We start from the raw sequence: 24428 nt of genomic DNA on the forward strand, positions 1-24428 counted from the left end.
AGGCCACCACGTGGGGTGGTGGCCTCGACGGCGCCCGGCTCGGCCACCATGTGGGGTGATGGCCCTCCACGGCCCGGTCCGAGGTCACGTCGACCTCGGACCGGGCCGTTGCTCGTGAGACCGCGCGACTCCGTGGATGGCCCGTCTTGCACCAGGCCATCCACGGAATGTGCGGCACTCGGCCGGTCAGGCCGCGTTCGCCAGCGCCTTCTCCTGCTGTGCCCCCTCCGCGCCGACCTCGACGGCGAGCCGCTTCGTCTCCGCGTCGGCCCCGGAGGTCTGCTCACCCTTGGCCAGCACCACGAGCTGCGCCGTGTGCGCGCGCAGCAGCGCGATCAGCCGCCGGTCGAACTCCGCGCCGCCGCCGGTGCGCAACGCCACCAGGTCCGCCGCGGTGACCATCCCCGGCATCCGGTGTCCACTGTGGACGTCAGCGGCCGGCAGCCCCGCTCGGTCGCGGGCCGCTTTCAAGCGCACCAGCAACTTCTCCTCCGGCGCCGCGACCGATTCCGCGGCCGCCCGGACCGCCGGGCTCGCGGCACGTGAAGGAGCCAGGCGGGCCGCCGTCAGCGCGTTCTCCGTCATCGGCACCACCAGCTGCAGCCACGCGACGTCCGTCGGGTTGAAGGCCGAGGACGGCGACGCGGGGCCGGTGGTGGGGGCGGGGCCGGTGGTGGCGCACCCGCCCATGGTCGCCACCACCGCCGCCCCCACCAGGAGCAGCCGTCTCACGGACGGCCGGGCAGCCGGTAGTTCGGCCCGAGCACGGTGCCCCGGTCCGGCTTGTAGAGGTCGAACCCGCGCGGGTCGCACTGGAGACCACCGTTGATGCAGTGCGTGACCAGCGCGGCGAGGGTCGGCGGGTCCCACGCGTTGAAGAAGTCGTAGTGCCACGAGTACCCGCGCCCGCTGGCCAGGTGCACCCCGGACATGTCGCCGCTGACCGGGAACGCGATCTTGAACTCCAGCATCGGCACCGCCACCGGGTGGTCGGCCGGGCACGTCAGCGTCGCCCGGTCCGGGTACGCCATGTGGCTCTTGTGGTCGGCCGAATCCAGGTGGACGCCGTCCCAGCAGCTCGGTGCCTGGTAGCGGATGTTGAGCTGGCTGCCCGGCGTGCACTGCACCGGGATGTCCCAGTTGTGGAAGCTGTCCCCGCACTCCCAGCCCTCGATGGCGCCGGGGGCGTGCTGGAACTCGTCCTGGGTCGCCGTCACGGTCCCGGCGACGTACCGCAGGCCGGGCGGGAACGGGACGACCTTGGTGTAGTCGAGGATGCCGGACTTGTAGTACACGACCTGGGCGAAGTTCGGCAGGATCACCTGGTTCCCGTTGTAGACCGTCGGGAACCAGTACGCGGACAGGTCGTCCGGCGCCAGGCACGTCGTGTTGCCCACGCCCGCGGCCTGCAGCGACTGGGTCGTCGTGGCCGCGTTGGTGGTCTTGTTGCCGATGAACGTGTGGTCGTGGGACGCGCCGGGCAGCCCGGGGAAGACGATCGGGTCGTCCGGCTGGTGGTGGCTGGGGGAGCAGTTGACCTGGAACTCGTGATGGGTCACCAGGTCGTCGGCTCCGGCGGGCGACCAGGTGGCCGCGGTCAGGAAGGCGCCTGCCAGCACGGTGGCGGCGGTGCAGGCGAGGAGCGCGGCTTTCGTTGCCAAGGGTCCTCCACGGTGAGGTGCCAAGGATGGGAGAGCGCTCTCCCACAGCATGCGCAGCGAGCCGCCGCCGTGTCAAGGAGCACCCGGATCCGCCGCAAGACAGGCATTGTCCGATTCCCGGCCGAATCTTGACAACGCGGGGGCCGGTGCCGTTCCATCGGACAGCCGGAGAGCGCTCTCCAATCTCCGTCCCCTTTTCGCGCGGGAGTCATCGTGGACCGACCGTTGCCCCTTCGTGCCGTCCCGGCACTCGTGGTCCTGCTGGTACTGGGCCTGTTAGCCGGCCCAGTACCAGCGGCACACGCCGCGACCCTGCTCTCGCAGGGCAGACCGGTGACCGCCTCCAGCAGTGAGGGGGCCTCGACCCCGGCTTCCGCGGCCGTCGACGGCGACGCCGGCACCCGCTGGGCGAGCGCCTGGAGCGACCCGCAGTGGCTGCAGGTCGACCTCGGCGCGTCCGCGGACATCAGCCAGGTCACGCTGAACTGGGAAGCCGCCTACGCGACCGCGTACGAAATCCAGGTCTCGGACAACGCCGCGTCTTGGCAGACTGTATACAGTACGACGACCGCGACCGGGGGCGTGCAGAACCTCGCCGTCACCGGCCACGGCCGTTACGTGCGCTTCTACGGCACCCACCGCGTCGGCGGCTACGGCTACTCGTTGTGGGAGTTCCAGGTCAGCGGCACCCCGGGCACGTCGACGCCGGGCGGCCCCGGCGTCACGAAGGTGACCGGCAGCCAGGGGAACTGGCAGCTGAGCGTCGACGGCCAGCCGTGGACCGTCAAGGGCCTCACCTGGGGCCCGCCGGTCGGCGAAGCGGCCACGCGGATGCCCGAGCTGCACGCGATCGGCGTCAACACCGTCCGCACCTGGGGCACCGACGGCAGCAGCCAGCCCCTGTTCGACGCCGCCGCGGCCAACGGCATCAAGGTCGTCGCCGGCTTCTGGCTGCAGCCCGGCGGCGGGCCCGGCAGCGGCGGGTGCATCGACTACACGACGGACACGAGCTACAAGAACACGATGCTCGCCGAGATCCAGAAATGGGTCACCGCATACAAAGCGAACGCCGGCGTGCTGATGTGGAACGTCGGCAACGAGTCGATCCTCGGCATGCAGAACTGCTACTCCGGCACGCTGCTGGAGCAGAACCGGATCGCCTACACCCGCTTCGTCGACCAGGCCGCGCAGGCGATCCACGCCATCGACGCGAACCACCCCGTCACCTCGACGGACGCCTGGACCGGCGCGTGGCCGTACTACAAGGCGTATGCGCCGAACCTCGACCTCTACTCCGTGAACTCGTACGCCCAGGTCTGCCAGGTGAAGCAGGACTGGCTCGCGGGTGGCTACACGAAGCCGTACATCATCACCGAGACCGGCCCGGCCGGCGAGTGGGAGGTGCCGAACGACGCGAACGGCGTGCCCTCCGAGCCGACGGACCTGCAGAAGCGCGACGGGTACGTCAACGCCTGGAACTGCGTCCTGGCCCACCCCGGCGTGGCCCTGGGCGCGACGCTCTTCCACTACGGCACCGAGGGCGACTTCGGCGGCGTCTGGTTCAACATCACCACGGGCAACGAGAAGCGGCTGTCCTGGTACGCCGTCCGCAGGATCTACAGTGGACAGACGAGCGGGAACACGCCGCCGGTGATCTCGTCGATGAACCTCAGCCGCACCACCGACGTCCCGGCGGGCGGCACGTTCACCCTGACGGCCGCGGTGTCCGATCCGGACGGTGACCCGATCACCTACACCATGGGCTACAACAGCAAGTACATCAACAACGCGGCCGGGCTGATCCCGGCGCAGTTCACCGGGACCGGGACGTTCACGGTCACCGCGCCGCAGCAGCTGGGCGTCTGGAAGATCTACCTCTACGCCCGGGACGGCCACGGCAACGTCGGCATCGAGACGCGTTCGCTGCGCGTGGTCGCCCCGCCGGTGCCGGGCACGAACCTGGCCCGCGGCGCGGCGACCACGGCATCGACCTACCAGGCCGACGGCCCGGGTGCGCCGTACCCGCCGCAGGCCGCGACGGACGGCAACACCGCCACGCGCTGGGCGAGCGCGTGGGCCGACCCGCAGTGGCTGCAGGTGGACCTGGGCAGCCGGCAGGCGTTCGACCACGTCCAGCTGGTCTGGGAGTCGGCCTTCGGGAAGGCGTACGAGATCCAGGTCAGCGACGACGCGGCGAACTGGCGGTCGGTGTACTCGACGACGTCGGGCGACGGCGGCGCCGACGACCTCGCCATCTCGGCCACCGCCCGGTACGTGCGGATGTCCGCGACCCAGCGCGGCACCGCGTACGGCTATTCGCTGTACGAGTTCGGCGTCTACCGCCGGTGACTCAGCCCGGGATCAGGCAGAAGAGGTGACCTTCGGGGTCGGCGAGCACGACCCAGTCGGCGCCACCGGGCTGGAACTCCGGCTTGGTGGCGCCGAGCGCCTCGAACTCCGTGACAGCGCTTTCGAGGTCGCCGACGCGAAGGTCGAGGTGGGCGTGCTTGGCGTCGTCCGGCCAGGCCGGGCCCCGGTAGCCGGCGACGCGCTGGAAACCGAGGATCCCGAGCTGGACGGTGTCGTCGTCCTGATAGGTCACTTCCAGGCCGAGTCCCTTGGCGTAGAAGGCGGCGAGCGCGGCCGGGTCGGCGCAGTCGAGGACGATCGTGGTGAGTTCCGCGGGCATTTCCCGACTCCTTTCGTTCTTCCGGCAGCCTGCCTTCCGCGTCGGCCCGGGGTCTTGAAGATCCTTGCGGAAACTGTCGTACCCCCGGCGTAGCGTCCGGGCCGTGCTGGAGACAGTCGAAGTCGCGGCCCGCCCGGGGTACGCGGTGAGCGTGGTGCGGTGCGCGGAGGACCACCCGGGCTGGTCCCCGCCCGAGGTGGCGGCCGGCCACCGGATGGTGCTCGTCCGCCGTGGCCGGTTCCGCCGCCGCGCCCGGGGGAGGGTCGAGGACGCGGACTCGACGGTCGCGTACCTCGCTTCGCCGGGCGAGGAGGAGAGTTTCGCGCACCCGGCGGGCGGCGACGTGTGCACATCGGTGACGTTCGGCGAGGGACGCTGGCGTCAGCTCGCGGGCGAGGGATCGGTACCTCCGGCGGTGTACGTCGACGGGCGCTTGGACCTCGCCCACCGCCGCGCGGTCGCGTCGGTCGCCGACCCGGACTACGCGCTGGCGGAAGAACTGCTGGCGCTCGTGGGCGCGGCGATCACCCAGGCGGCAACGTCCCCGACGCCCGCATCCGGCGGCCGCGCGGACGATCGAGCGGTGGTGTCACGCGCTCGCGAGGCGATCTTGGCGGAGGACCCGGGTGGGCTCTTCCCGCTGGCGGACCTGCTGGGGGTTTCGCCGTACCGGCTGAGCCGGGCTTTCCCGCGCGAGCTGGGGGTTTCGCTGACGCGGTACCGCAACCGCGTCCGGGTGGGCCGGGCCCTGGACCGCATGGAGGCGGGGGAGCGAGGCCTGGCGAGACTGGCGGCGGACCTGGGATTCGCGGACCAGGCCCACCTGACCCGGACGGTCCGCGAACACGCGGGAACAACCCCGGCAGCCCTGCGCAAGTTGCTGGCAGTCGAGCGAAGCCAAACCCCACGACGGTGATGCCCGCCCAGTCACACGAGATGCCTCTCGAATCACACGTGTTACCCGGCCAATCACACGTGATGCCCACCCAATCACACGCGATGCCTCCCCAAGCACGCAAGACACCCCGCTAGTCACGCACAATGCCCGCGCGATCACGCGAGATGACTTCCCAACCGCGCGCGGCGCCCCCCGGCGCGCTGAGCACTCGACCGCCCGAGAACCGTTGCCAGGACGGTACTTTTGCCGCACCGCACCCACCCCCGGCGCCCTACGCTCCCACCCATGGCGGAAACCCCGGAGCGCGTGGTCCCGCTCTCGCGCGCCCGCCGGTGGACCTGGGTTCTCGTCGCGGTCGCTGCCGCCTTCGCCGCGTGGCACCTCTACGGCATCTTCGTCGCGCCGGAGCGGCCCTTCTTCTGGATCGGCCTGGCCTTCGACGTCCTCGTCGCCGTCGTCGGCTGGCTGCTCGGCCGCGCCTGGCCGCCCGTCGCTCGCTTCGGTCCCGACGGCATCCGCCTGGACGGATCCGTCGTCCCGTACGCCACGATCACCGAAGTCCGGCGGGGAGAAGCGTCGGCCAAGCCGTTCTGGCTCGCCTTCTGGCTGCCGACCTCCCTGCTGATCGGGCTGATCGTCGCGCTCCGGCCGTCCGGGGACTTCGACCGCGAAGTCGTCGAACTGCACACCGACGGCGGCCGGGTCCGCGCCCGCTGGCGTGACCACCGCGCCGCGGAAGCCTTCCTCGCCGCGCTGCGCGAGCACCGTCCGGACCTCGAAGTCCGCTACGGCGTCGACTCCGGCACCTTCGCACGGGACCACTCGCCCCGGCTGGGCGTCGGCGGCGGGTTCCTCGCCTTCGGGCTCGGGCTGTGGCTGTTCCTCGGCGGCTGGTTCGGGCTGCAGCTGCTCGACCAGTCCCTCGAGCGCGGCCCCTTCCCGTCCGGGCCGACGTCGGCCGCGATCACCCGGCTGACGTCCGGCCTCGACGGCTTCGCGCCGCTGCCCGGCGTCGCCCGCGATTTCACCGAGTGGCCGTGCGACCGCACGAATGACCTCATCCTCGGCCCGGACCCCGGCGCCGCCGACCTGCACCTGAAGCTGGAAGGCCGGACACCGCAGGCGGGCGCCGTCGAAGCGCGGCTGCGGCAGGCGGCCGGGATGGACGCCGACCAGTACCTCGAGCGGCTCGGCCCGGACGACCTCGACTTCGAGCTCGACATCCCCGAGGACGACGACCTCTACATCGAGTTCTCCACCGGCTGCGTCACCGGCGACGCGGTACCGGGCCTGCGCGCCGACTTCACCAAGCTGGCCGCGGCCCTGGGAGTGCGCTGAGGTGGGGCGGCGCGGCGGGAACGCGGGCTGGGCGCGTGGCCACCCCCAGCGGCCACGTGACTTCGCCCGGCGGCCGCTGCGCCACCCCGGGGTCCGATGTCCTGTTTTCGAAACATCGAACGGGAGTATCGTAGTCTTTCCGGGACAGGCTGTGTCAAGTTTTCGGAACAGCTACGCTGACGGTTGTCACGTTTCCTGGCTGAAGGTGGTGTGTGGTGAGCGATGAGCGCAGTTTCGCCGAACGACTGGCGCACTTGATCGCGACCGTGCACCCGCCGGATCGCAAGCCGTACTCCTACCGGGAGATCGCCCACGGCGTCGCCGAGCAGACCGGCGTGACGATGTCGGCGACCCACGTCCAGCAGCTCGCCGTCGGCGCGCGCAAGGACCCCAAGCGCTCGCACATCCAGGCCCTCGCCCAGTTCTTCGGCGTGCCGGTGACGTACTTCTTCGACGACGAGGTCGCCGGACAGGTCGATCGCCAGGTCGAGGACGTCGTCGCGTGGCGCGACACCGAGGCGCGGAACCTGGCGCAGCGGGCCATGCAGCTCTCCCCGCGCGACCGTGAAACCGTGACGGCGCTGCTCGACCAGCTGGCCGGCTACGACGAAACCCGGCGTCGCGACGGCCGGCGGCGGAAGCCGGAGTGATCGCGGGAAGTCGGCTACGATGACCTCGTCCGTGATCGCGCCCCGGTGCACCCGGCTGGCGCCCGGCCGGGGAGGACCCATCGACGAGCGCGGCCTGACGGACCTCCGAGCCGGCGCCCGGCAGCGGGTGCGGACCGTGCTCGCCGCCGTCCCGGTGCCCCGGCCGTGGTCGATGAACGCCTGGGTCGACCGTCTCGAAGCCTGGCGCGGACGCGAGATCGACCTCGTGCCGGTCGAATACCGGCCCGGCCGGCCGTCAGGTGCGTGGCAGGCCCGCCCGGACTACGACCTGATCGCCTACGTCGAGCACACGTCGGCGCTGCACCAGGACCACATCATCGCCCACGAGCTCGCCCACATGCTGTGCGCGCACACCGGGACCTGCCAGATGTCGGAGTCCGAAGCCGCGCAGCTCGCGCCGGACCTGGCGCCGCAGGCGCTGTCGCACCTGCTGACCCGCGTGACGACCGGCTCCGACGAGTACGAGGCCGAGCTGATCGCGGTGCTCCTGATGAGCGCGGCGACGAGCGAGCCGCCCGCCGTTCAGCCGGGTGCGTCCGGCCGGGCGGCGGATCAGGCTAGGCGGCTGGCCGCACTCCTGGGATAGTCGCGTCTCGTGATCGACATTCTGTTCGTCGGGGTCGGGCTTTTCGCGTTGGCCATCGGGATCTGGCGGGCGGTCCGCGCCCGGCGCACCGGCGCGGGCGCCGGCCTGGCCGTCTCGCTCATCGCGCTCGGCGCGGCGTTCTGCTTCCTGTCCAACCGCGCGCAGCAGTTCGAGAGCGAGCTCTACCCGAGTCTCGGCCGGTTGCTGTCGAACCTCGCGACGATGGTCGCGGCCTACGGGATCGGGCTGACGGTCGCGGAGATCAGCGGCACCCGCGACCGCGGCCGCCGCACGCGGCTCGTCGCGCTGGGGGTCGCGCTGACGCTGTTGACGGTGATGTTCTTCAGCACGCAGGGGCTGCCGCGCGGCGTCGGCGTGTTCGACGAGCTGTACGGCACGCACCCGACGCTGGTCGTCTACGTGTTCGTGTACACGGTCTACCTCGGGTTGGCGGTACTCGACATCGGCGTGGTGGCGGCGGTGACGATCCGCGCGAGCGGCGGCGCGCTGCGTGCGGGGCTGGCGCTGTTGCTGCTGGCGTCGGCGTTCGCGCTCGCGTACCTCGGGGGCAAGATCGTCGCGACGATCAAGGCGCTGCAGGACGACCACCCGGCGAAGGCGCTGTGCCGCGGGCCGTTCTCGACGTTGCCGTGCACGCTCGACGTCGGGTTCCCGGCGGTCTCGGTGCTGCTGATCGTGGTGGGGCTGACGATCCCGTCGATCCCGGGGCTGGTGGCCGGTCGCCGTGACGCGAAGACGCTGCGCTTGCTGCGCCCGCTGCGCGCGCACCTGACGCGGCGGTTTCCGGAGATCGTGCGCATCGACCCGGGCGGACCGTCCCGCCGCGAGCGCCTGCTGACGGCGATGAGCGAGACGAACGACGGACTGATCCTGGCGGGGGTGACGCCGGAGCTGTCGGCCCCGGCGGCGGCTCGGCTGGTGCGGGACTTGCCGGACGAGCCGGGGGAGGAGGAGCCGCCGCCGGTCGCGCAGGCGGGGCCGTTCGCCGCGGACGTCGTGCGGTTGCGGGCGATCGCGCTCGCGTACCGGAAGGTGGGCGGCGAGACGGCGGGCGAGGTGGCCAGCCCGGTGCGGTGACTTCAAAGTCGCACCGACTGCAAAGGTGTAGTGACTACAGCGATGCACTCACTTCGCGACCGTACTGGGAGCAAAGGTGTACTGACTACGGCAGTGAACTCACTTCGCGACGGCAGCGGCCAGTTGAGGCGGGTTACTGTAGTGAGTGCATAACTGTAGTCACTACATGAACGCAGTGGCTGCATGAGTGGGGTGGCTACGTGGGCGCAGTGATTGCATGAATGCAGCGATTACGTGGCCGGTTCACCCGGTGAACGGCGCGTCCAACCGCAGCTCCCAGCCGCGTTCGGTGAGCGCCACCAGGTGCAACGCCGTCGCGCGATCGGTCAGCGGCAACAAAGGCCGCACTTCGTCGCCCACCCGGGAAAGCGTCTCCTCATCGCCACCCATGGCGACAGTCACGTGCGCAGGCGGACGTGGCCCGAACCGCCCACCGTAGGGCGCAGCCTCCGGCCAACGATCGCACACCGCATCAGTGATCGGCTGAAGCGAAGGAGCCGGCAGCGCAGCAAAACCAGGCGTGGAAAGAAACTCGTCAAGCCGCACCTCGGTCGGCGCAACGGTCGAGGCGAGCGACCGGACAGCATCCAACACCGAAGAACTCACCGAGCCATCCGGCAAGAACGGGTACAAAGCCGTCACGTGCGCGGCCAAACCGGGGCGGACCAGAGCCGGATCGATCCGGCGGGCCGCGGCCAATGCGGGTTCGGCGGCGGGCAGCAGGATCACCAGCGCCGTGGTTCCGGGTGAAGGCACCCCCGCATCATGGCAGCCCGGCGATCATGACGGTCAAGCGATCATGGCAGTCAGGCGACAGCCGTCTCCGGGAAGCGTCCCGAGCGGGCCAGTGCGAGGCTGCGCCGGCACAGCTCCACTAGCTCCAGGTTCGCGCGGCTCCGCGGGCTCCGGCCGCACAGGCCGCACTCGATCGCCACCTCGCCGGTCAGCTCGTCCACCGCGACCAGTGCCTGGTGGTCGCACCGGCGGCACCAGCGGTACCCGATCGCCGGGTTCGTGTGGACCGGGGACGAAACGCAGTCGTGCAGCCAGCGGCGGTGGGTGCGGCACGTGACGCGGTCGGTCGGGTCCAGCCGGCCGTCGTCCTCGGATCTGTCTTCGCCGGCCAGTGTCGAAGCCAGCAACGGCTGGCGCGCCGCGGCCGGCCGGTCCTGCGGGTTGGGACTGGCCCACGCGTGGTGGTCGCCGCATCGGCACTTCTCGGACATGTCGCCCCCAGTGGTCGGGTGGTTCGATCCGTCGAGTGTGACGGCGGCAACAGAGGGTGGACAACCGGGAAAACGCTCAGTTTCGACCAGCGGCAGGGGTTCCGCGGCGGACGGAGAAGCGGACTTCGGCGCCCGTGTATGCGAACATATGTTCTATGACCGCCGAGGGGCCCATCCTGCACGCCGACCTCGATTCGTTCTACGCGTCGGTGGAACAGCGGGACGATCCGGCGCTGAAAGGGCGCCCCGTGATCGTCGGCGGCGGGGTCGTCCTGGCCGCGAGTTACGAGGCCAAGGCCTATGGCGTGCGCACGGCGATGGGCGGCGCGCAGGCCCGGCGGCTGTGCCCGCACGCCGTCGTCGTGCCGCCGCGGATGTCCGCGTACTCGGCCGCGAGCAAGGTGGTCTTCGAGGTCTTCCACGACACCACTCCGTGGGTGGAGGGCCTCTCGATCGACGAAGCCTTCCTGGACGTCGGAGGGTTGACCAGGATCGGCGGACGGCCCAGCGACATCGCCGAACGGCTGCGTGTCGCCGTCGCCGAGCGCGCCGGGCTGCCGATCACGGTAGGGGTTGCGCGGACGAAGTTCCTCGCGAAGGTGGCCAGCCGCGTCGCGAAGCCGGACGGCCTGCTGGTCGTCCCGCACGACGCGGAGCTGGAATTCCTGCACCCGCTGCCGGTCGGCGCGCTCTGGGGCGTCGGCAAGGTCACCGCCGAGAAGCTGCGCGCGCGGGGGATCACGACGGTCGGCCAGCTCGCCGCGTCCGAGCCGGTGGACCTGGTGAGCATGCTCGGCCGGGCGGCCGGCGGGCACCTGCACGCCCTGGCGCACAACCGGGACCCGCGCCGCGTCGAGGTCGGGGTACGACGCCGGTCGATCGGCGCCCAGCGGGCCCTCGGCCGCGGCCGGCGGACCCCGGCCGAGCTCGACGTGGTGCTCGTGGCGCTGATCGACCGGATCGCCCGCCGGCTGCGCGCCGCCCGCCGCGTCTGCCGGACGGTGACGATCCGGCTGCGCTTCGCCGACTTCACCCGGGTCACGCGCTCGCACACGCTGAACGAACCGACCGCGAGCACGGGCGTCCTGCTCGCCGCGGCGCGGGAGCTGCTCGTGGCCGCGCTGCCGATGATCGCCGACCGCGGCATCACCCTGCTCGGCGGGGCACTGTCCAACCTGGCCGACGAAGATCCGTTCCAGCTCGCGCTGCCATTCGAGCGGCAGCGGGCGACCCAGCTCGACACGGCGCTGGACGCGGTGCGGGACCGGTTCGGCAAGGCGGCGGTCACCCGGGCGGTCCTGCTCGGCCGCCCGGACGACCTCGAAGTGCCCCTGCTGCCGGATTGACGGCGAAACGGCTTCAGTTTGCGCCGCCTGCCATTCCGGGCCGATCGGGAATGCGGGCGTGGACCAGTGCGGAAAGCGCAGCGGGCCGCAGCGCGTCCGTGCGGTTCCACAGTCGCGGGTCGACGCTCTCGCGCTGGCCCGCCTGTTCGACGACTTCGAACCCGGCGTCGCGCAGGAGGCCGCTCACGGCCGTGGGGGAGAGGAACGTGAGCCACGGCTCGCCCTGTTCCGCGGCGACCGGTGCGACGGCTTCGGCGTAGCCGTTTCCGGCCGCGTCGCGCAGTTCCGCGGGAAGCAGGTGATCGGTGACGATTTCCGATCCGGGTGCGAAACGGCCGAGATCCGTCAATGTGGCGAGAATCGCCTTCCGCGTCAGGTACATGGTGACACCGAGCCAGCTGACGAACACGGGGCGAAACGGGTCCAGTCCACTCTGGACGAGCCGTTCCCGGAGCGGGTCGGCTTCGAAGTCGACCGGGACGAAGGTGACCGAAGCGGGCACGGCGACGCCGGCGCCCTCGAGCAGTTCCCGTTTCGCCGCCTGGGTCGAGGGCCGGTCGACCTCGAACACCCGGAATCGCGCGGACGCGTCCCGATACGCGAACGAATCGAGTCCGGCGCCGAGAATCACATACTGGTATATACCGGAATGGGGGCGAAGGAGCCGGTCTTCGGTGAACCGGCTGCGGCACGCCGCCTGGGCGCGAGCGCCGGCCAGGACCGGATGGGTACCGTGGAGATGATGGTAGGCCAGGAGTTCCTCGGCGTGCTCGCCGAGGAGGGCCGCGGCGAGAGTGTCGGAGAAGACGAACGGCTCGGCATCGACGAGCAAATGTGCCGCCCGCGCGGCGGCAGCGGTGAACGCCGTGCGGCTGATGCGGGGAGCAATACCGGAAAAGTCGGCGGTGGTCATGTGGACACGGTACCGATTCGATTTCGAGTATATCACAAAAACAAATATTCGACAAGACGGCGCGCATTTCGGCTCGGTTGCGGTCATCCTGGACGGGGGTGGCGCGGTCGCCCGCGTGGCCATTGTGGACGCTTCGCGGGTGTCGAGCGCGCCGGGCGGGATTCGACAGGTTAGGGTCTGTCCGACCGTGTTCTGGAGAAGATGAGGAACGACGAACCATGGCACAACGGGTGCACGTCGAGATGGTGGACGACCTCGACGGGAGCGAGGCTTCGCAGACCGTCCCCTTCAGCCTCGACGGGGTGACGTACGAGATCGACCTGTCCGAGGACAACGCGTCCGCACTCCGGGACGAGCTCGCCCGCTACGTCGCGGTCGCGCGGCGGACCGGCGGCCGCAAGGTGCGCCTCGCGACCGGCCAGTCGCTGTCGGGCTCCTCGAGCTCGGGCACCGACCGCGAGCGCAACCGCCAGATCCGCGAATGGGCGCAGGCCAACGGGTACGAGGTCGCGGAGCGGGGCCGGCTGTCGAGCGAGATCATCGCGGGCTTCGAAGCCGACCAGGTCGCGGCCGCCGAGCCGGCCGAAGCCAAGCCGGCGCGCAAGCGGGCCGCGCGCAAGAAGGCCTGACGCCGGATCGGTTGCCGGACAACGAACTTCGCGCCGCTGCGCTGGGGAGCACGACGGTGGCGGAGTTCGGTGGCGGTGTTTCGCGCGCCCGGGGTCGGGGAGATCCCGGCGCGCGAAAGCGCGCGTGCGGGCGTGCTTGGGTAGTCGCTTCCGCCGCGCGTTTGTTTGTTTCCCACTGTGTTCTCTGGAGTCGGCGGACCGGATCCGCTGGTCGCTCTCCGTCGCGTGTGGATCTTCCGCCGGCGGCAAGCGGACATTTTCCCGGCCGGTAAAGCTTGTCGGAGGGTGGCTCCGATGGCCAGACTGTCAGTGCTCCACGCGGCCGGTACCGCGCCGGAGCACGGCCCGGTGGCCGCCTCCTCCCTCGATGGCCACCGGGCCGCCTTCCTCTGAAACGCCCTCCCGTCTCGCGTGCGGCCGATCGGGCATCGCTGTAGACAATCGGGCGCTACAGGCGCACACTCAGACTACTCCATACTGCATACAATCTTCAGTTGAGAGTTCTGAGGAGGCGGTCACGATGACCGAGATCCGCGAGCTCCGGGACGTCTACGGACGGCGGTACCGCGTCGGCGAGTCCGATCGCGAGCTGCTCGGCCGGCCGCGGACGTGGATCACCTGGCTGGCCGCGGCGGCGATGCTCGCCGCCGGGGTGCAGCAGTACGGCTTCGGCGCGATCGTCCCCGCGCTGAGCCGGGCACACGGCTGGACCTTCGGCGGGATCGTCCTCTCACTCGCCGTCTGGGCGATCTGCCGGGCCGGTACGGCGTTCCCGGCGGCGTGGCTGCGCGAACGCGGCCTGTTCCCGGCGCCCGCGGCGATGGCCGCCGGTGCGGTGCTGTGCGCCGCGGGCCTGGTGACGCTCGGGCACGCGACCAGCCCGCTCACCGTCTTCCTCGGCTACTCGGTGCTCGGCGGGCTCGGCACCGGCCTCGTCTACGCCACCTGCGTCGGCGCGGTGCTGGCCTGGTTCCCGGACCGGACCGCGGCGAGCGCGGGCATCGTCAGCGGCGCGTTCGCCTACGGCAGCGTGCCCTTCGTCGTCCTCGCCGCCGCGCTGCCGGCCGCGCGACCGCTGCTTCTGGACGTCACCGCCGCGGTCGTGCTCGCCGTGATCGCCGGGTGCGGCGCGCTGCTGCGGTACCCGCCGCGGAACTGGTGGCCGGCGACGCCCGAGCCGCGCACCTGGGCCCTCGACCGGGCGCACAACCGGCGCCCGGCCGTCCGGCACTACCGGCCGGCGGAGCTGTTCCGGTGCAGGACGACGCTCGCGCTGTACCTCGTCGTCGTGCTCGCGGCCGCCGTGCTGCTGTTCGACCTCGCCTACCTGGCGACCTTCGTAGCCGAGCGCACCGGGCCCGGGCTCGCCGCGGCCGCGCTGGCGCTGCTCGCGGCGGCGACCGGCAGCGGGCGGGTCCTCATCGGCAGGCTCGCCGACCGGCTCGGCCGGCACCGGATCCTGCGGTTCGCGCTGTTCGCGGGTGGCGTTGCCCAGTTCGTCCTCTTCTACTCGGGCGAGCACCGGCACGCCGTCGGCCTGCTGCTGGGCGCCGCGCTCGCCGGCCTCGGCAACGGCTGCTGCTACACGCTGCTGGTCGGCCTCGTGCGCGAGTACTTCGGCGAGGAATCGGCGGCGCAGAACTTCGGGATCCTGTACTCCGCCAAGGCGGTCGGTGCGGTGGTCGGGATCGGGCTCGCCGCGCTCGTCGTGACTTCGCACGGGTTCGCCGGCGCGTTCGCCGCGGCCGGGGTGCTGAGCCTGGCCGGCGCGGTGCTGTCCGGGCGGCTGACCCAGCCGGGCCGGCCCAAGTCGCTGCTGCCGGTGGCGTGACGTGGGGCGGATGACGAGCCGGCGGCGGGTGCTGCGCGTCCGCGACGGCGTGCCGGCCGCGCGCCCGGACACGCTGACCGTCGAGGAACCCCTCGAAATCCGGGTGGCCGGGAAAGCGCTGTCCATCACGATGCGGACGCCGGGGGACGACTTCGACCTCGCCGCCGGGTTCCTGGTCGGCGAGGGTGTGGTGCGGAGGGCCTCGGACGTCCGCTCGATCCGCTACTGCGCCGGGGCCACGGCCGACGGCGGCAACACGTACAACGTGCTCGACGTCGTGCTCGCACCGGGCGTCGCGCCGCCGGACGCTTCGGTGGAGCGGAACTTCTACACGACGTCCTCGTGCGGGCTGTGCGGCAAGGCGAGCCTGGACGCCGTCCGGACGACGGTGCCGTGGCCGATCGAGGACGACCCGTTCGGCACCGACCCGGCGACGCTCGCCGGGCTGCCCGACGAGCTCCGCGCGGCGCAACGGGTCTTCGACCGCACGGGCGGCCTGCACGCGGCCGGGCTCTTCGACGCCGACGGGAAGCTGCTGTGCCTGCGCGAGGACGTCGGCCGGCACAACGCCGTGGACAAGGTGGTCGGCTGGGCGACCCGCGACGGCCGGCTGCCCCTGTCCGGGACGGCGCTGATGGTGAGCGGGCGGGCGTCGTTCGAGCTGGTGCAGAAGGCGGCGATGGCCGGGATCCCGTTGCTGGCTGCGGTTTCCGCGCCGTCGTCGCTGGCGGTGGACCTGGCCGGGGAGCTGGGGCTGACGCTGGTGGGGTTCCTGCGCGGCACGTCGATGAACGTCTACACGCGACCCGACCGGCTGGGACTTCAGCCGAGCTGAGCGAGCAGGGCAGCGACGGCGGGCGAGGGATCGCCCCGGTGCACGGCGGCGAGCTGCCACGGTGGTGGCCGGTCGAACCGCCGGACGGTGAGATCGGCGAACCGCGAGGCGGCCGACGCGGGCAGGACGCAGGCGGCCAGCCCGGCCCGCACGAGCCCGGCGGCAACGGCGAGATCATCGACCTCGAGCGAGCGCCGGCGGCAGGGAAACGCCCGGTCGGCGGCTGCGCGGATGGCCCAGCCCGGCGGGAAGTCCACGAGGGACAGTTCGGAGAGATCGGCCGGTGCGAAGGGCGAACCGCCGGGCGCGGTGGCGAGGACGAGTTCTTCACGGGGGAGCGGGGTGGTGACCAGCTCGGCCGAAGGAACCGCGGCCCGATCGGCGCCACCCGCGACCTCCGTCAGCACCACGTCCACAGTGGACTCGGCCGGAGCCGCGTCACCCGCCCGGACCTGCCGCACCTCCACCACCAACCCCGGATGCACCCCCCGCAGGGCGGCGAGGGCCCGGTGCCAGTCCGCCAGCAGCCCCGGGCACACCCCGAGCCGGACCCGGCCGCACACCGGCGACACCGCCGCGCGCGCCCGGGCCACCGCCTCCAGGGCCGCCCGCGCGGCGGGCATGAACGCCTCGCCGGCGGGCGTCAGGACCACCCGGTGCGTCGTGCGGTGGAACAGCGGCGTCCCGAGGTCGCGCTCCAGCGCACGGACCACCGTGGACACCGTCGACTGGACCGTCCGCAGCCGCTGGGCGGCCGCGGTGAAACCGCCCTCCTCCGCGACCGCCACCACCACCGCCAGCTGACGCAGCTCCATCACGGCACCTCGTCGAGCGCGCCGGTCCGCTCGTCCAGGACGTAACCGCGGACGACGTCCGTGTGGGGCAGGAACGGCGACGCCCGCAGCCGCGCGATGCACTGGCGGACGTCCTGGACCGGGTCGGTGAACGTCTCCGCCGCCCAGCCCGGCCGCATGCCCGTCGACGACTCCAGCCGCCGCGCGAGCTCGGTGTCCGTGAACGTGCGCATCCCGCAGTCCCGGTGGTGGATCAGCACGATCTCGCGCGTGCCCAGCAGGTGCTGGCTGACGGTCAGCGAGCGGATGGCGTCGTCGGTCACCGCGCCGCCCGCGTTGCGGATCACGTGCGCGTCGCCCTCGCCGAGGCCGAGCAGCCGGTGGACGCTGAACCGCGCGTCCATGCACGCGAGCACCGCCAGCTTCAGCCGCGGCTTCGCGGGCATCACCCCAGCACCTCGCGGACCAGCGCCGCCGTCTCGCTCGGCGTCCGCCCGACGCGGATTCCCGCCTCCTCCAGCGCTTCCTTCTTCGCCGCCGCCGTTCCGGCCGAACCGGAGACGATCGCGCCCGCGTGGCCCATCGTCTTGCCCTCCGGTGCGGTGAACCCGGCGACGTACCCGACGACCGGCTTCGCAACCCGGGTCCGCACGAACTCCGCGGCGCGTTCCTCGGCGTCGCCGCCGATTTCGCCGATCAGCACGATCAGGTCCGTCTCGGGGTCCTTTTCGAACGCTTCGACGGCGTCGATGTGCGTCGTCCCGATGATCGGGTCGCCGCCGATGCCGACACACGTGGAAAACCCGATGTCCCGCAGCTCGTGCATGAGCTGGTAGGTCAGCGTGCCGGACTTCGACACCAGCCCGATCCGTCCCGGGCCGGTGATGTCGGCCGGGATGATCCCGGCGTTCGACTTCCCGGGCGAGATGATGCCCGGGCAGTTCGGCCCGATGATCCGCGTCCGCCCGCCCGCCGCGACCGCGTGGGCCCACAGCCGGGCCGTGTCGTGCACCGGGACGCCCTCGGTGATCACCACCGCGAGCCCGATCCCCGCGTCGACGGCTTCGACGACGGCGTCCTCGACGAACGGCGGCGGCACGAACAGCACGCAGACATCGGCCGCGGCCGACGCGATCGACTCCGCGACGCTGCCGAACACCGGCAGCGAACGACCGGAGATCTCCACCTGCTGCCCGGCTTTGCGCGGGTTCACCCCGCCGACGACGTTCGTGCCGGCGGCCAGCATCCGCCGGGTGTGCTTGGCGCCTTCGGAGCCGGTGATGCCGGAGACGACGATCCGGCTGGTCTCGTCCAGGAAGATGGCCACGGGTCAGACCTCCGCGATCGCGAGCTTCGCCGCCTCGCGGGCGGCATCGTCCATGGTGGCCACCACGGTGACCAGGGGGTGGGCGGCTTCGGCGAGGATCCGCCTGCCTTCGGTGACGTTGTTCCCGTCGAGCCGGACGACCAGGGGCTTGGTGGCGCGGGAGCCCAGGATCTCCAGCGAGCGCACGATCCCGGTCGCGACGGCGTCGCACGCGGTGATCCCGCCGAAGACGTTGACGAACACACTGCGCACCTGCGGGTCGCCCAGGATGACGGTCAGCCCGTTCACCATCACCTCGGCCGACGCGCCGCCGCCGATGTCGAGGAAGTTCGCCGGCCCGCGCGCGCCCGCCTCCGCGGCGGCCGCGGCGACGACGTCCAAAGTGGACATCACCAGGCCGGCGCCGTTGCCGATCACGCCGATGTCGCCGTCGAGCTTGACGTAGTTGAGGCCCTTGGCCCGCGCTTCGCGTTCGAGGGGGTCGCCGTCCAGCGGGTCGTCGAAAGCGGCGGACCGGCGGAACGACGCGTTGTCGTCCAGGGTGATCTTGCCGTCGAGCGCGACGATCCCGGTCGACGTGCTCGCCAGGGGATTGACCTCGACGAGCGTGCAGTCTTCCGCGACGAACACGTCCCACAGCTTCTCGATGACGCCGGCGACCTCGCCGCGGACGTCGGCGGGGAACGCCGCGGCCACCGCGGCCGAGTCGACGCCGGCGAGCGGGTTCACCGGAACCCGCACCAGGGCGTCCGGCCGGGACGCCGCGACCTCCTCGATCTCCATCCCGCCCTCGGTCGAGGCCATGGCGAGGAACGTCCGCCCGGCGCGGTCGAGCAGGAAGGACACGTAGTACTCGTCGGCGATCTCACTGGCCTCGGTCACCAGGACGCGGTGCACGGTGTGGCCCTTGATGTCCATCCCGAGGATGTCGTCGGCGGCCTGTTCGGCGTCGTCGGCTGTGTGCACCACGCGGACGCCGCCCGCCTTGCCTCGTCCTCCCGTCTTCACTTGGGCCTTCACGACGACCGGGCCGCCGAGCTCCGCGGCCGCGGACCGGGCCGCGGCGGGATCGGCGGCGACCCGGCCGCGGGGGACGGGCACGCCGTGCTTCTCGAAGAGATCTCGGGCTTCGTGTTCGAAGAGGTCCATGCGGGGGCGTCCTTTCCGCGGCGGTGCAGGGCAAGGAGGTCCGCCGTGTCCGGGGCGTGCGGTGACGGTCCGCCGGGGCCGGATCGAGGCCCGGGAAAAACCCTGCGGATGGCCCTGGACACGGGCTGCTTGAAGAGTGACTATATGCCTACCCCATACGGTATGCAATCTACAGTCTGCCGCGAAGAGGCCGCTGACCTCGACGGACAGGGGGCGGCGGCGAGCGGACCGGAGTACGGAGCGCCGGACAAGAGAGATCCGGCGGCGGACCAGAGGAGTTGAGCAATGGCGCTGACCACGACCGGCACCACCGCGGGGGAGAGTGCCCGACCGACGAACGGCGCCGAGCCCGCGCCCGCCGAGATCTCCGGCGGCCACCTGGTGGCGAAAGCGCTGAAGGCCGAAGGCGTCGACACGATCTTCACGCTCTGCGGCGGTCACATCATCGACATCTACGACGGCTGCGTCGACGAAGGCATCGAGGTCATCGACGTCCGGCACGAGCAGGTCGCGGCGCACGCGGCCGACGGCTACGCGCGGATCACCGGCAAGCCCGGCTGCGCGGTGGTCACCGCCGGCCCCGGCACGACCGACGCCGTCACCGGCGTCGCGAACGCCCTGCGCGCGGAGAGCCCGATGCTGCTCATCGGCGGCCAGGGCGCGCTGACCCAGCACAAGATGGGGTCCCTGCAGGACCTCCCGCACGTGGACATGATGACGCCGATCACGAAGTTCGCCGCCACCGTCCCGCACACCGCGCGCGTGGCCGACCTCGTCTCGATGGCGTTCCGCGAGGCCTACGCCGGCGCGCCCGGACCGTCGTTCCTCGAGATCCCGCGTGACGTCCTCGACGCGCGCGTTCCCCTGGAGCAGGCCCGGATCCCGGAAGCCGGCCGCTACCGCGCGTCGACGAGGAACGCCGGCGACCCCGCCGACGTCGAGAAGCTCGCCGACCTGCTGGTGCACGCGAAGAAGCCGGCCATCCTGCTCGGCAGCCAGGTCTGGACGACCCGAGCCACCGAGCCGGCCGTCGACCTGGTGCGCACGCTGAACATCCCGGCCTACATGAACGGCGCCGGCCGCGGCACCCTGCCGCCCGGCGACCCGCACCACTTCCAGCTTTCCCGCCGGTACGCCTTCGACAACGCCGACGTGATCATCATCGTCGGCACCCCGTTCGACTTCCGGATGGGCTACGGCAAGCGGCTGTCGAAGGACGCCACCGTCGTCCAGATCGACCTCGACTACCGCACGGTCGGGAAGAACCGCGACGTCGACCTCGGCATCGTCGGCGACGCCGGCCAGGTGCTGGCCGCGGTGGCCGAGGCCGCGTCCGGACGCGCCGACAACGGTGCCGTCGGCCGCAAGGCCTGGCTCGAAGAGCTCCAGGCCGTCGAGGAGAAGGCGAAGCAGAAGCGGTTGCCGCTGCAGCACTCCGACGCGAGCCCGATCCACCCGTACCGCTTGGTCCACGAGATCAACGAGTTCCTCACCGAGGACTCGATCTACATCGGCGACGGCGGCGACATCGTCACCTTCTCCGGCCAGGTCGTGCAGCCCAAGTCGCCCGGGCACTGGATGGACCCCGGTCCACTCGGGACACTCGGCGTCGGGATCCCGTTCGTGCTGGCCGCCAAGCACGCGCGCCCCGACAAGGAGGTCGTCGCGCTCTTCGGCGACGGCGCCTTCAGCCTCACAGGCTGGGACTTCGAGACGCTGGTGCGGTTCGACCTGCCGTTCGTCGGGATCGTCGGCAACAACTCGTCGATGAACCAGATCCGCTACGGCCAGGCCGCGAAGTACGGCCTGCCGCGCGAGCGCGTCGGCAACACCCTCGGCGACGTCCGCTACGACGAGTTCGCGCGGATGCTCGGCGGGTACGGCGAAGAGGTCCGCGACCCGGCCGACATCGCGCCGGCGCTGCAGCGGGCCCGCGAGTCCGGCAAGCCGTCGCTGATCAACGTCTGGGTCGACCCCGACGTGTACGCCCCCGGAACCATGAACCAGACCATGTACAAGTGAGCGGAGGCCCCATGGGTAAGGCACTGGAGGGCGTGCGCGTCCTCGACATGACGCACGTGCAGTCCGGACCGTCGTCGACGCAGCTGCTGGCCTGGCTCGGCGCGGACGTGATCAAGCTCGAGACCCCCGGCCGGGGTGACATCACGCGCGGCCAGCTGCGCGACCTGCCCGGCGTCGACAGCCTCTACTTCACGATGCTGAACTCCAACAAGCGCAGCATCACGCTCAACATGAAGAGCGCCGAGGGCAAGGAAGTCTTCGAGAAGCTCGTGTCCGGAGTGGACGTCCTGGTCGAGAACTTCGGCCCCGGCGTCGTCGACCGGTTCGGCTACCCCTGGGACAAGCTCTCCGCGCTCAACCCGCGGCTGATCTACGCCTCCATCAAGGGGTTCGGCCCCGGCCGCTACGCCGACTTCAAAGCTTACGAGGTCATCGCGCAGGCCATGGGCGGCGCGATGAGCACGACCGGGTTCGAGGAGGGCCCGCCGACCGCGACCGGCGCGCAGATCGGCGACTCCGGCACCGGCATCCACCTGGTGGCCGCCATCCTCGCCGCGCTGTTCCAGCGGACCTCCACCGGCCGCGGCCAGCGCGTCCAGGTCGCCATGCAGGACGCCGTGCTCAACCTGTGCCGGGTGAAGCTGCGCGACCAGCAGCGCCTCACGCACGGACCGCTCGGCGAGTACCCGAACGACCAGTTCGGCGACGAGGTCCCGCGCTCGGGCAATGCCTCCGGCGGCGGCCAGCCCGGCTGGGCGGTCAAGTGCGCGCCCGGCGGGCCGAACGACTACATCTACGTGATCGTCCAGCCACCCGGGTGGGCTCCGCTCGCCCGGCTGATCGGCAAGGAAGAGCTGGCCGAGGACCCGGCCTGGGCCACGCCCGAAGTCCGGCTGTCCAAACTGGACAAGATGTTCGCGCTCGTCGAGGAGTGGACCGAGAAGCACACCAAGTGGGAAGTGATGGAAAAGCTCAACGCCCACAACATCCCGTGCGGCCCGATCCTGTCCACGAAGGAACTGATCGAAGACGACACCCTGGCCGAGCTGGGCTCGGTCGTCGAGGTGGCGCACCCGGAGCGCGGCAGCTTCAAGACCGTCGGCTGCCCGCTCAAGCTGTCCGACTCGCCGGTCGAGATCGAACGCTCACCGCTGCTCGGCGAGCACAACGACGAGGTACTGGCCGAGCTCGGCTACGGCGAGGCGGAGCTCGAGAAGTTCCGCGCGGCGGGGGTGATCTGAGTGGTGGATCGCGCGGCGGTCGAGAAGATCCTCGACCAGGCGGCGGCCGAGGGCCGGTCGTCGCTGACCGCGCCCGAGGGGCGTGCGGTCTGCGAGGCGTACGGCATCCCGACCCCGGCCGAGCGGCTGGCGGCCACCGCCGAGGAGGCGGTCGCCCACGCCGAAGAGATCGGCCTGCCGGTGGTGCTCAAGATCGTCTCGCCGGACATCCTGCACAAGACCGAGGCCGGTGGCGTGCTCGTCGGACTGCGAGACGCCGAAGCGGTGAAGGCGGGCTTCACGAAGATCGTCGACAACGCGGAGGCGTACCACGCCGGCGCGCGGATCCTCGGCGTCCAGGTGCAGCAGATGCTCACCGAGGGCCAGGAGGTGATCATCGGCTCGGTCACCGACCCGACGTTCGGCAAGATCGTCGCGTTCGGCCTCGGCGGTGTCCTGGTGGAGGTGCTCAAGGACGTCACCTTCCGGCTGGCGCCGACCAGCACCGACGAAGCGCTGTCGATGATCGACGGCATCCAGGCGGCGGAGATCCTCCGGGGCGTGCGCGGTGCCGACCCGGTCGACCGGGATGCCCTGGCGGCGGTGATCACCGGGCTCGGGCAGCTGGTCGCCGACTTCCCGCAGCTGTCCGAAGTGGACCTCAACCCGGTCCTCGCGACGGCGAGCGGGGCCACCGCGGTCGACGTCCGGATCCTGGTCGACCCGGACGCGGCGAAGGAGCCGTTCCGGTTCACCCAGGAGGAGATCCTCGCTTCGATGAACCGGATCATGAAGCCGGCGTCGATCGCCGTGATCGGCGCGTCCGCCGAGGCGGGCAAGATCGGCAACTCGGTGATGAAGAACCTGGTCAACGGCGGGTACGCGGGGGAGATCCACCCGATCAACCCCAAGGCCACCGAGATCCTCGACCGCAAGGCTTACGCCAGCATCACCGACGTCCCCGGTGACGTCGACGTCGCGGTGTTCGCCATCCCGGCGAAGTTCGTGCCCGCGGCACTGGAAGAGGTCGGCAAGAAGGGTGCGGCCGGCGCGATCCTCATCCCGTCCGGCTTCGGCGAGACCGGCAACATCGAGCTGCAGGACGAGGTCGTCGCGATCGCGCGCAAGCACGGCGTCCGCATCCTCGGGCCGAACATCTACGGCTACTACTACACGCCGGAGAACCTGTCGGCGACGTTCTGCACACCGTACGACGTCAAAGGCGGCGTCGCCCTGTCCTCGCAGAGCGGCGGCATCGGGATGGCGATCCTCGGCTTCAGCCGCTCGGCGAAGATGGGCGTGTCCTCGATCGTCGGCGTGGGCAACAAGGCCGACATCGACGAGGACGACCTGCTCACCTTCTTCGAGCAGGACGACAACACCCAGCTCGTCGCGATGCACCTCGAAGACCTCAAGGACGGCCGGTCGTTCGCCGAGACGGCGAAGCGCGTCTCGAAGCACAAGCCGGTCGTGGTGCTCAAGGCCGGGCGGACGTCGCAGGGCGCGAAGGCGGCGAGCTCCCACACCGGCGCGCTCGCCGGTGACGACAAGGTGTACGACGACATCCTCCGCCAGAGCGGCGTGATCCGGGCGCCCGGGCTGAACGACATGCTCGAGTACGCCCGCGGCATCCCGCTGCTGCCCACGCCGCAGGGCGAGAACGTCGTCATCATCACCGGCGCCGGCGGCTCGGGCGTGCTGCTTTCGGACGCCTGCGTCGACAACGGGCTGGACCTGATGGCGATCCCGCCGGACCTCGACACGGCGTTCCGGAAGTTCATCCCGCCCTTCGGCGCGGCCGGCAACCCGGTGGACATCACCGGCGGCGAGCCGCCCTCGACCTACCGCAACACGATCGCGCTGGGCCTCGAGGACGACCGCATCCACGCCCTGATCCTGGGCTACTGGCACACCATCGTCACCCCGCCGATGGTGTTCGCGGAGCTGGTCTCCGAGGTGGTCGGGGAGTACCGGGCGAAGGGGATCCACAAGCCCGTCGTCGCCTCGCTGTCGGGCGACGTCGAGGTCGAGGAGGCGAGCACCTACCTCTACGACCACGGTGTCGTCGCTTATCCCTACACGACCGAGAAGCCCGTCGCGGTGCTCGGCGCGAAGTACCGCTGGGCGCGGGCCGCGGGCCTGCTCTGAGCGTCCTCCACAGTGTCATTTCAAAAGGGGCTGTTCCACCGAGAGCG

Annotated in this window: 23 protein-coding genes; 13 read left to right on the forward strand and 10 right to left on the reverse strand. The window is 71.3% G+C overall.

Going from position 1 to position 24428, the window contains the following annotated elements; translation table 11 throughout:
• Positions 1-186 precede the first annotated feature (186 nt).
• Positions 187-732, reverse strand: coding sequence for a DUF305 domain-containing protein (locus QSK39_RS14070; protein WP_285478172.1), 546 nt, complete (start codon positions 730-732; stop codon positions 187-189).
• Positions 729-1661 carry a DUF1996 domain-containing protein gene (locus QSK39_RS14075; RefSeq protein ID WP_285478173.1) on the reverse strand — a complete coding sequence of 311 codons (933 nt, stop codon included), beginning with the start codon at positions 1659-1661 and terminating at the stop codon, positions 729-731. Before QSK39_RS14075 ends, QSK39_RS14070 begins: the two co-directional genes overlap by 4 nt.
• Before the next feature lie 213 nt (positions 1662-1874).
• Between QSK39_RS14075 and QSK39_RS14080 the strand changes: the two genes are divergently transcribed.
• Positions 1875-4010, forward strand: a complete 2136-nt coding sequence (locus QSK39_RS14080) for a discoidin domain-containing protein (RefSeq protein ID WP_285478174.1) — start codon at positions 1875-1877, stop codon at positions 4008-4010.
• Position 4011: 1 nt separating this feature from the next.
• Here the strand turns inward: QSK39_RS14080 and QSK39_RS14085 are convergent, their stop codons facing one another.
• Positions 4012-4350 (reverse strand): VOC family protein, encoded by a 339-nt coding sequence (locus QSK39_RS14085; RefSeq protein ID WP_285478175.1) that lies wholly within the window; start codon positions 4348-4350, stop codon positions 4012-4014.
• Between the two features lie 73 nt (positions 4351-4423).
• On the opposite strand from QSK39_RS14085, the gene QSK39_RS14090 reads away from it, so the two are divergent.
• The 5 genes from QSK39_RS14090 to QSK39_RS14110 all read left to right on the forward strand — a co-directional run bounded on the left by QSK39_RS14090 (position 4424) and on the right by QSK39_RS14110 (position 8941).
• Positions 4424-5266, forward strand: a complete 843-nt coding sequence (locus QSK39_RS14090; protein ID WP_285479904.1) for a helix-turn-helix domain-containing protein — start codon at positions 4424-4426, stop codon at positions 5264-5266.
• Between the two features lie 267 nt (positions 5267-5533).
• Positions 5534-6586 carry a hypothetical protein gene (locus tag QSK39_RS14095; protein WP_285478176.1) on the forward strand — a complete coding sequence of 351 codons (1053 nt, stop codon included), beginning with the start codon at positions 5534-5536 and terminating at the stop codon, positions 6584-6586.
• Positions 6587-6801: 215 nt separating this feature from the next.
• Positions 6802-7236 (forward strand): XRE family transcriptional regulator, encoded by a 435-nt coding sequence (locus QSK39_RS14100; RefSeq protein WP_284749814.1) that lies wholly within the window; start codon positions 6802-6804, stop codon positions 7234-7236.
• 19 nt (positions 7237-7255) lie between these two features.
• Positions 7256-7843 (forward strand): hypothetical protein, encoded by a 588-nt coding sequence (locus QSK39_RS14105; protein WP_285478177.1) that lies wholly within the window; start codon positions 7256-7258, stop codon positions 7841-7843.
• A 9-nt stretch (positions 7844-7852) separates the two neighbouring features.
• The gene (locus QSK39_RS14110) at positions 7853-8941 is read left to right on the forward strand and encodes a hypothetical protein (protein WP_285478178.1); all 1089 of its coding nucleotides are present in this window, start codon (positions 7853-7855) and stop codon (positions 8939-8941) included.
• A 243-nt stretch (positions 8942-9184) separates the two neighbouring features.
• Here the strand turns inward: QSK39_RS14110 and QSK39_RS14115 are convergent, their stop codons facing one another.
• A complete protein-coding gene (locus tag QSK39_RS14115; RefSeq protein WP_285478179.1) occupies positions 9185-9697 on the reverse strand; it encodes a 2'-5' RNA ligase family protein in 513 nt (170 codons plus the stop codon).
• Between the two features lie 50 nt (positions 9698-9747).
• Positions 9748-10167, reverse strand: coding sequence for a hypothetical protein (locus QSK39_RS14120; RefSeq protein ID WP_285478180.1), 420 nt, complete (start codon positions 10165-10167; stop codon positions 9748-9750).
• A gap of 155 nt (positions 10168-10322) precedes the next feature.
• Here QSK39_RS14120 and dinB point away from each other — a divergent pair, with 155 nt between their 5' ends.
• Positions 10323-11513 carry a DNA polymerase IV gene (gene dinB, locus QSK39_RS14125; RefSeq protein ID WP_285478181.1) on the forward strand — a complete coding sequence of 397 codons (1191 nt, stop codon included), beginning with the start codon at positions 10323-10325 and terminating at the stop codon, positions 11511-11513.
• A 13-nt stretch (positions 11514-11526) separates the two neighbouring features.
• Here dinB and QSK39_RS14130 read toward each other — a convergent pair whose 3' ends face one another.
• Positions 11527-12426: a class I SAM-dependent methyltransferase gene (locus QSK39_RS14130; RefSeq protein WP_285478182.1), complete on the reverse strand. Its 900-nt coding sequence runs from the start codon at positions 12424-12426 to the stop codon at positions 11527-11529.
• Positions 12427-12644: 218 nt separating this feature from the next.
• Here QSK39_RS14130 and QSK39_RS14135 point away from each other — a divergent pair, with 218 nt between their 5' ends.
• From QSK39_RS14135 to fdhD, 3 genes are all read left to right on the forward strand, one after another.
• On the forward strand, positions 12645-13055 hold the full coding sequence (locus QSK39_RS14135; protein ID WP_285478183.1) for a histone-like nucleoid-structuring protein Lsr2: 411 nt from the start codon (positions 12645-12647) through the stop codon (positions 13053-13055).
• Positions 13056-13575: 520 nt separating this feature from the next.
• Positions 13576-14886 (forward strand): MFS transporter, encoded by a 1311-nt coding sequence (locus tag QSK39_RS14140; RefSeq protein ID WP_285478184.1) that lies wholly within the window; start codon positions 13576-13578, stop codon positions 14884-14886.
• A gap of 1 nt (position 14887) precedes the next feature.
• The gene (gene fdhD, locus QSK39_RS14145) at positions 14888-15721 is read left to right on the forward strand and encodes a formate dehydrogenase accessory sulfurtransferase FdhD (RefSeq protein ID WP_285478185.1); all 834 of its coding nucleotides are present in this window, start codon (positions 14888-14890) and stop codon (positions 15719-15721) included.
• On the opposite strand, the gene QSK39_RS14150 is transcribed toward fdhD, so the two are convergent.
• Genes QSK39_RS14150 through sucC form a run of 4 tightly spaced genes read right to left on the reverse strand, consistent with a single transcriptional unit; the run spans position 15709 to position 18991 of the window.
• The gene (locus QSK39_RS14150; RefSeq protein ID WP_285478186.1) at positions 15709-16536 is read right to left on the reverse strand and encodes a LysR family transcriptional regulator; all 828 of its coding nucleotides are present in this window, start codon (positions 16534-16536) and stop codon (positions 15709-15711) included. The genes fdhD and QSK39_RS14150 overlap by 13 nt on opposite strands.
• The gene (locus QSK39_RS14155) at positions 16536-16961 is read right to left on the reverse strand and encodes a beta-class carbonic anhydrase (protein WP_285478187.1); all 426 of its coding nucleotides are present in this window, start codon (positions 16959-16961) and stop codon (positions 16536-16538) included. The genes QSK39_RS14150 and QSK39_RS14155 overlap by 1 nt, the downstream gene beginning before the upstream one ends.
• The gene (gene sucD / locus QSK39_RS14160; protein WP_285478188.1) at positions 16961-17842 is read right to left on the reverse strand and encodes a succinate--CoA ligase subunit alpha; all 882 of its coding nucleotides are present in this window, start codon (positions 17840-17842) and stop codon (positions 16961-16963) included. Before sucD ends, QSK39_RS14155 begins: the two co-directional genes overlap by 1 nt.
• A gap of 3 nt (positions 17843-17845) precedes the next feature.
• Positions 17846-18991 carry an ADP-forming succinate--CoA ligase subunit beta gene (gene sucC, locus QSK39_RS14165; RefSeq protein ID WP_285478189.1) on the reverse strand — a complete coding sequence of 382 codons (1146 nt, stop codon included), beginning with the start codon at positions 18989-18991 and terminating at the stop codon, positions 17846-17848.
• 285 nt (positions 18992-19276) lie between these two features.
• Between sucC and QSK39_RS14170 the strand changes: the two genes are divergently transcribed.
• From QSK39_RS14170 to QSK39_RS14180, 3 genes are read left to right on the forward strand one after another with little or no spacing between them, the layout of a single operon-like run.
• A complete protein-coding gene (locus tag QSK39_RS14170; RefSeq protein ID WP_285478190.1) occupies positions 19277-21013 on the forward strand; it encodes a thiamine pyrophosphate-binding protein in 1737 nt (578 codons plus the stop codon).
• 11 nt (positions 21014-21024) lie between these two features.
• Positions 21025-22254, forward strand: coding sequence for a formyl-CoA transferase (frc, locus tag QSK39_RS14175; protein WP_285478191.1), 1230 nt, complete (start codon positions 21025-21027; stop codon positions 22252-22254).
• On the forward strand, positions 22255-24381 hold the full coding sequence (locus QSK39_RS14180) for an acetate--CoA ligase family protein (protein WP_285478192.1): 2127 nt from the start codon (positions 22255-22257) through the stop codon (positions 24379-24381).
• Positions 24382-24428: the final 47 nt, after the last annotated feature.

Source organism: Amycolatopsis sp. NBRC 101858 (genome assembly GCF_030269325.1).
Classification (GTDB): domain Bacteria; phylum Actinomycetota; class Actinomycetes; order Mycobacteriales; family Pseudonocardiaceae; genus Amycolatopsis; species Amycolatopsis ponsaeliensis.

Bases quoted from the DNA above. Each gene is read 5' to 3' on its own strand.
- frc (WP_285478191.1), top strand. From the start codon at position 21,025: ATGGGTAAGGCACTGGAGGGCGTGCGCGTCCTCGACATGACGCACGTG.
- sucC (WP_285478189.1), bottom strand. From the start codon at position 18,991: ATGGACCTCTTCGAACACGAAGCCCGAGATCTCTTCGAGAAGCACGGC.
- QSK39_RS14095 (WP_285478176.1), top strand. From the start codon at position 5,534: ATGGCGGAAACCCCGGAGCGCGTGGTCCCGCTCTCGCGCGCCCGCCGG.
- dinB (WP_285478181.1), top strand. From the start codon at position 10,323: ATGACCGCCGAGGGGCCCATCCTGCACGCCGACCTCGATTCGTTCTAC.
- QSK39_RS14105 (WP_285478177.1), top strand. From the start codon at position 7,256: ATGACCTCGTCCGTGATCGCGCCCCGGTGCACCCGGCTGGCGCCCGGC.
- QSK39_RS14085 (WP_285478175.1), bottom strand. From the start codon at position 4,350: ATGCCCGCGGAACTCACCACGATCGTCCTCGACTGCGCCGACCCGGCC.
- QSK39_RS14155 (WP_285478187.1), bottom strand. From the start codon at position 16,961: ATGCCCGCGAAGCCGCGGCTGAAGCTGGCGGTGCTCGCGTGCATGGAC.
- QSK39_RS14120 (WP_285478180.1), bottom strand. From the start codon at position 10,167: ATGTCCGAGAAGTGCCGATGCGGCGACCACCACGCGTGGGCCAGTCCC.
- QSK39_RS14170 (WP_285478190.1), top strand. From the start codon at position 19,277: ATGGCGCTGACCACGACCGGCACCACCGCGGGGGAGAGTGCCCGACCG.
- QSK39_RS14140 (WP_285478184.1), top strand. From the start codon at position 13,576: ATGACCGAGATCCGCGAGCTCCGGGACGTCTACGGACGGCGGTACCGC.
- QSK39_RS14130 (WP_285478182.1), bottom strand. From the start codon at position 12,426: ATGACCACCGCCGACTTTTCCGGTATTGCTCCCCGCATCAGCCGCACG.
- QSK39_RS14150 (WP_285478186.1), bottom strand. From the start codon at position 16,536: ATGGAGCTGCGTCAGCTGGCGGTGGTGGTGGCGGTCGCGGAGGAGGGC.
- QSK39_RS14135 (WP_285478183.1), top strand. From the start codon at position 12,645: ATGGCACAACGGGTGCACGTCGAGATGGTGGACGACCTCGACGGGAGC.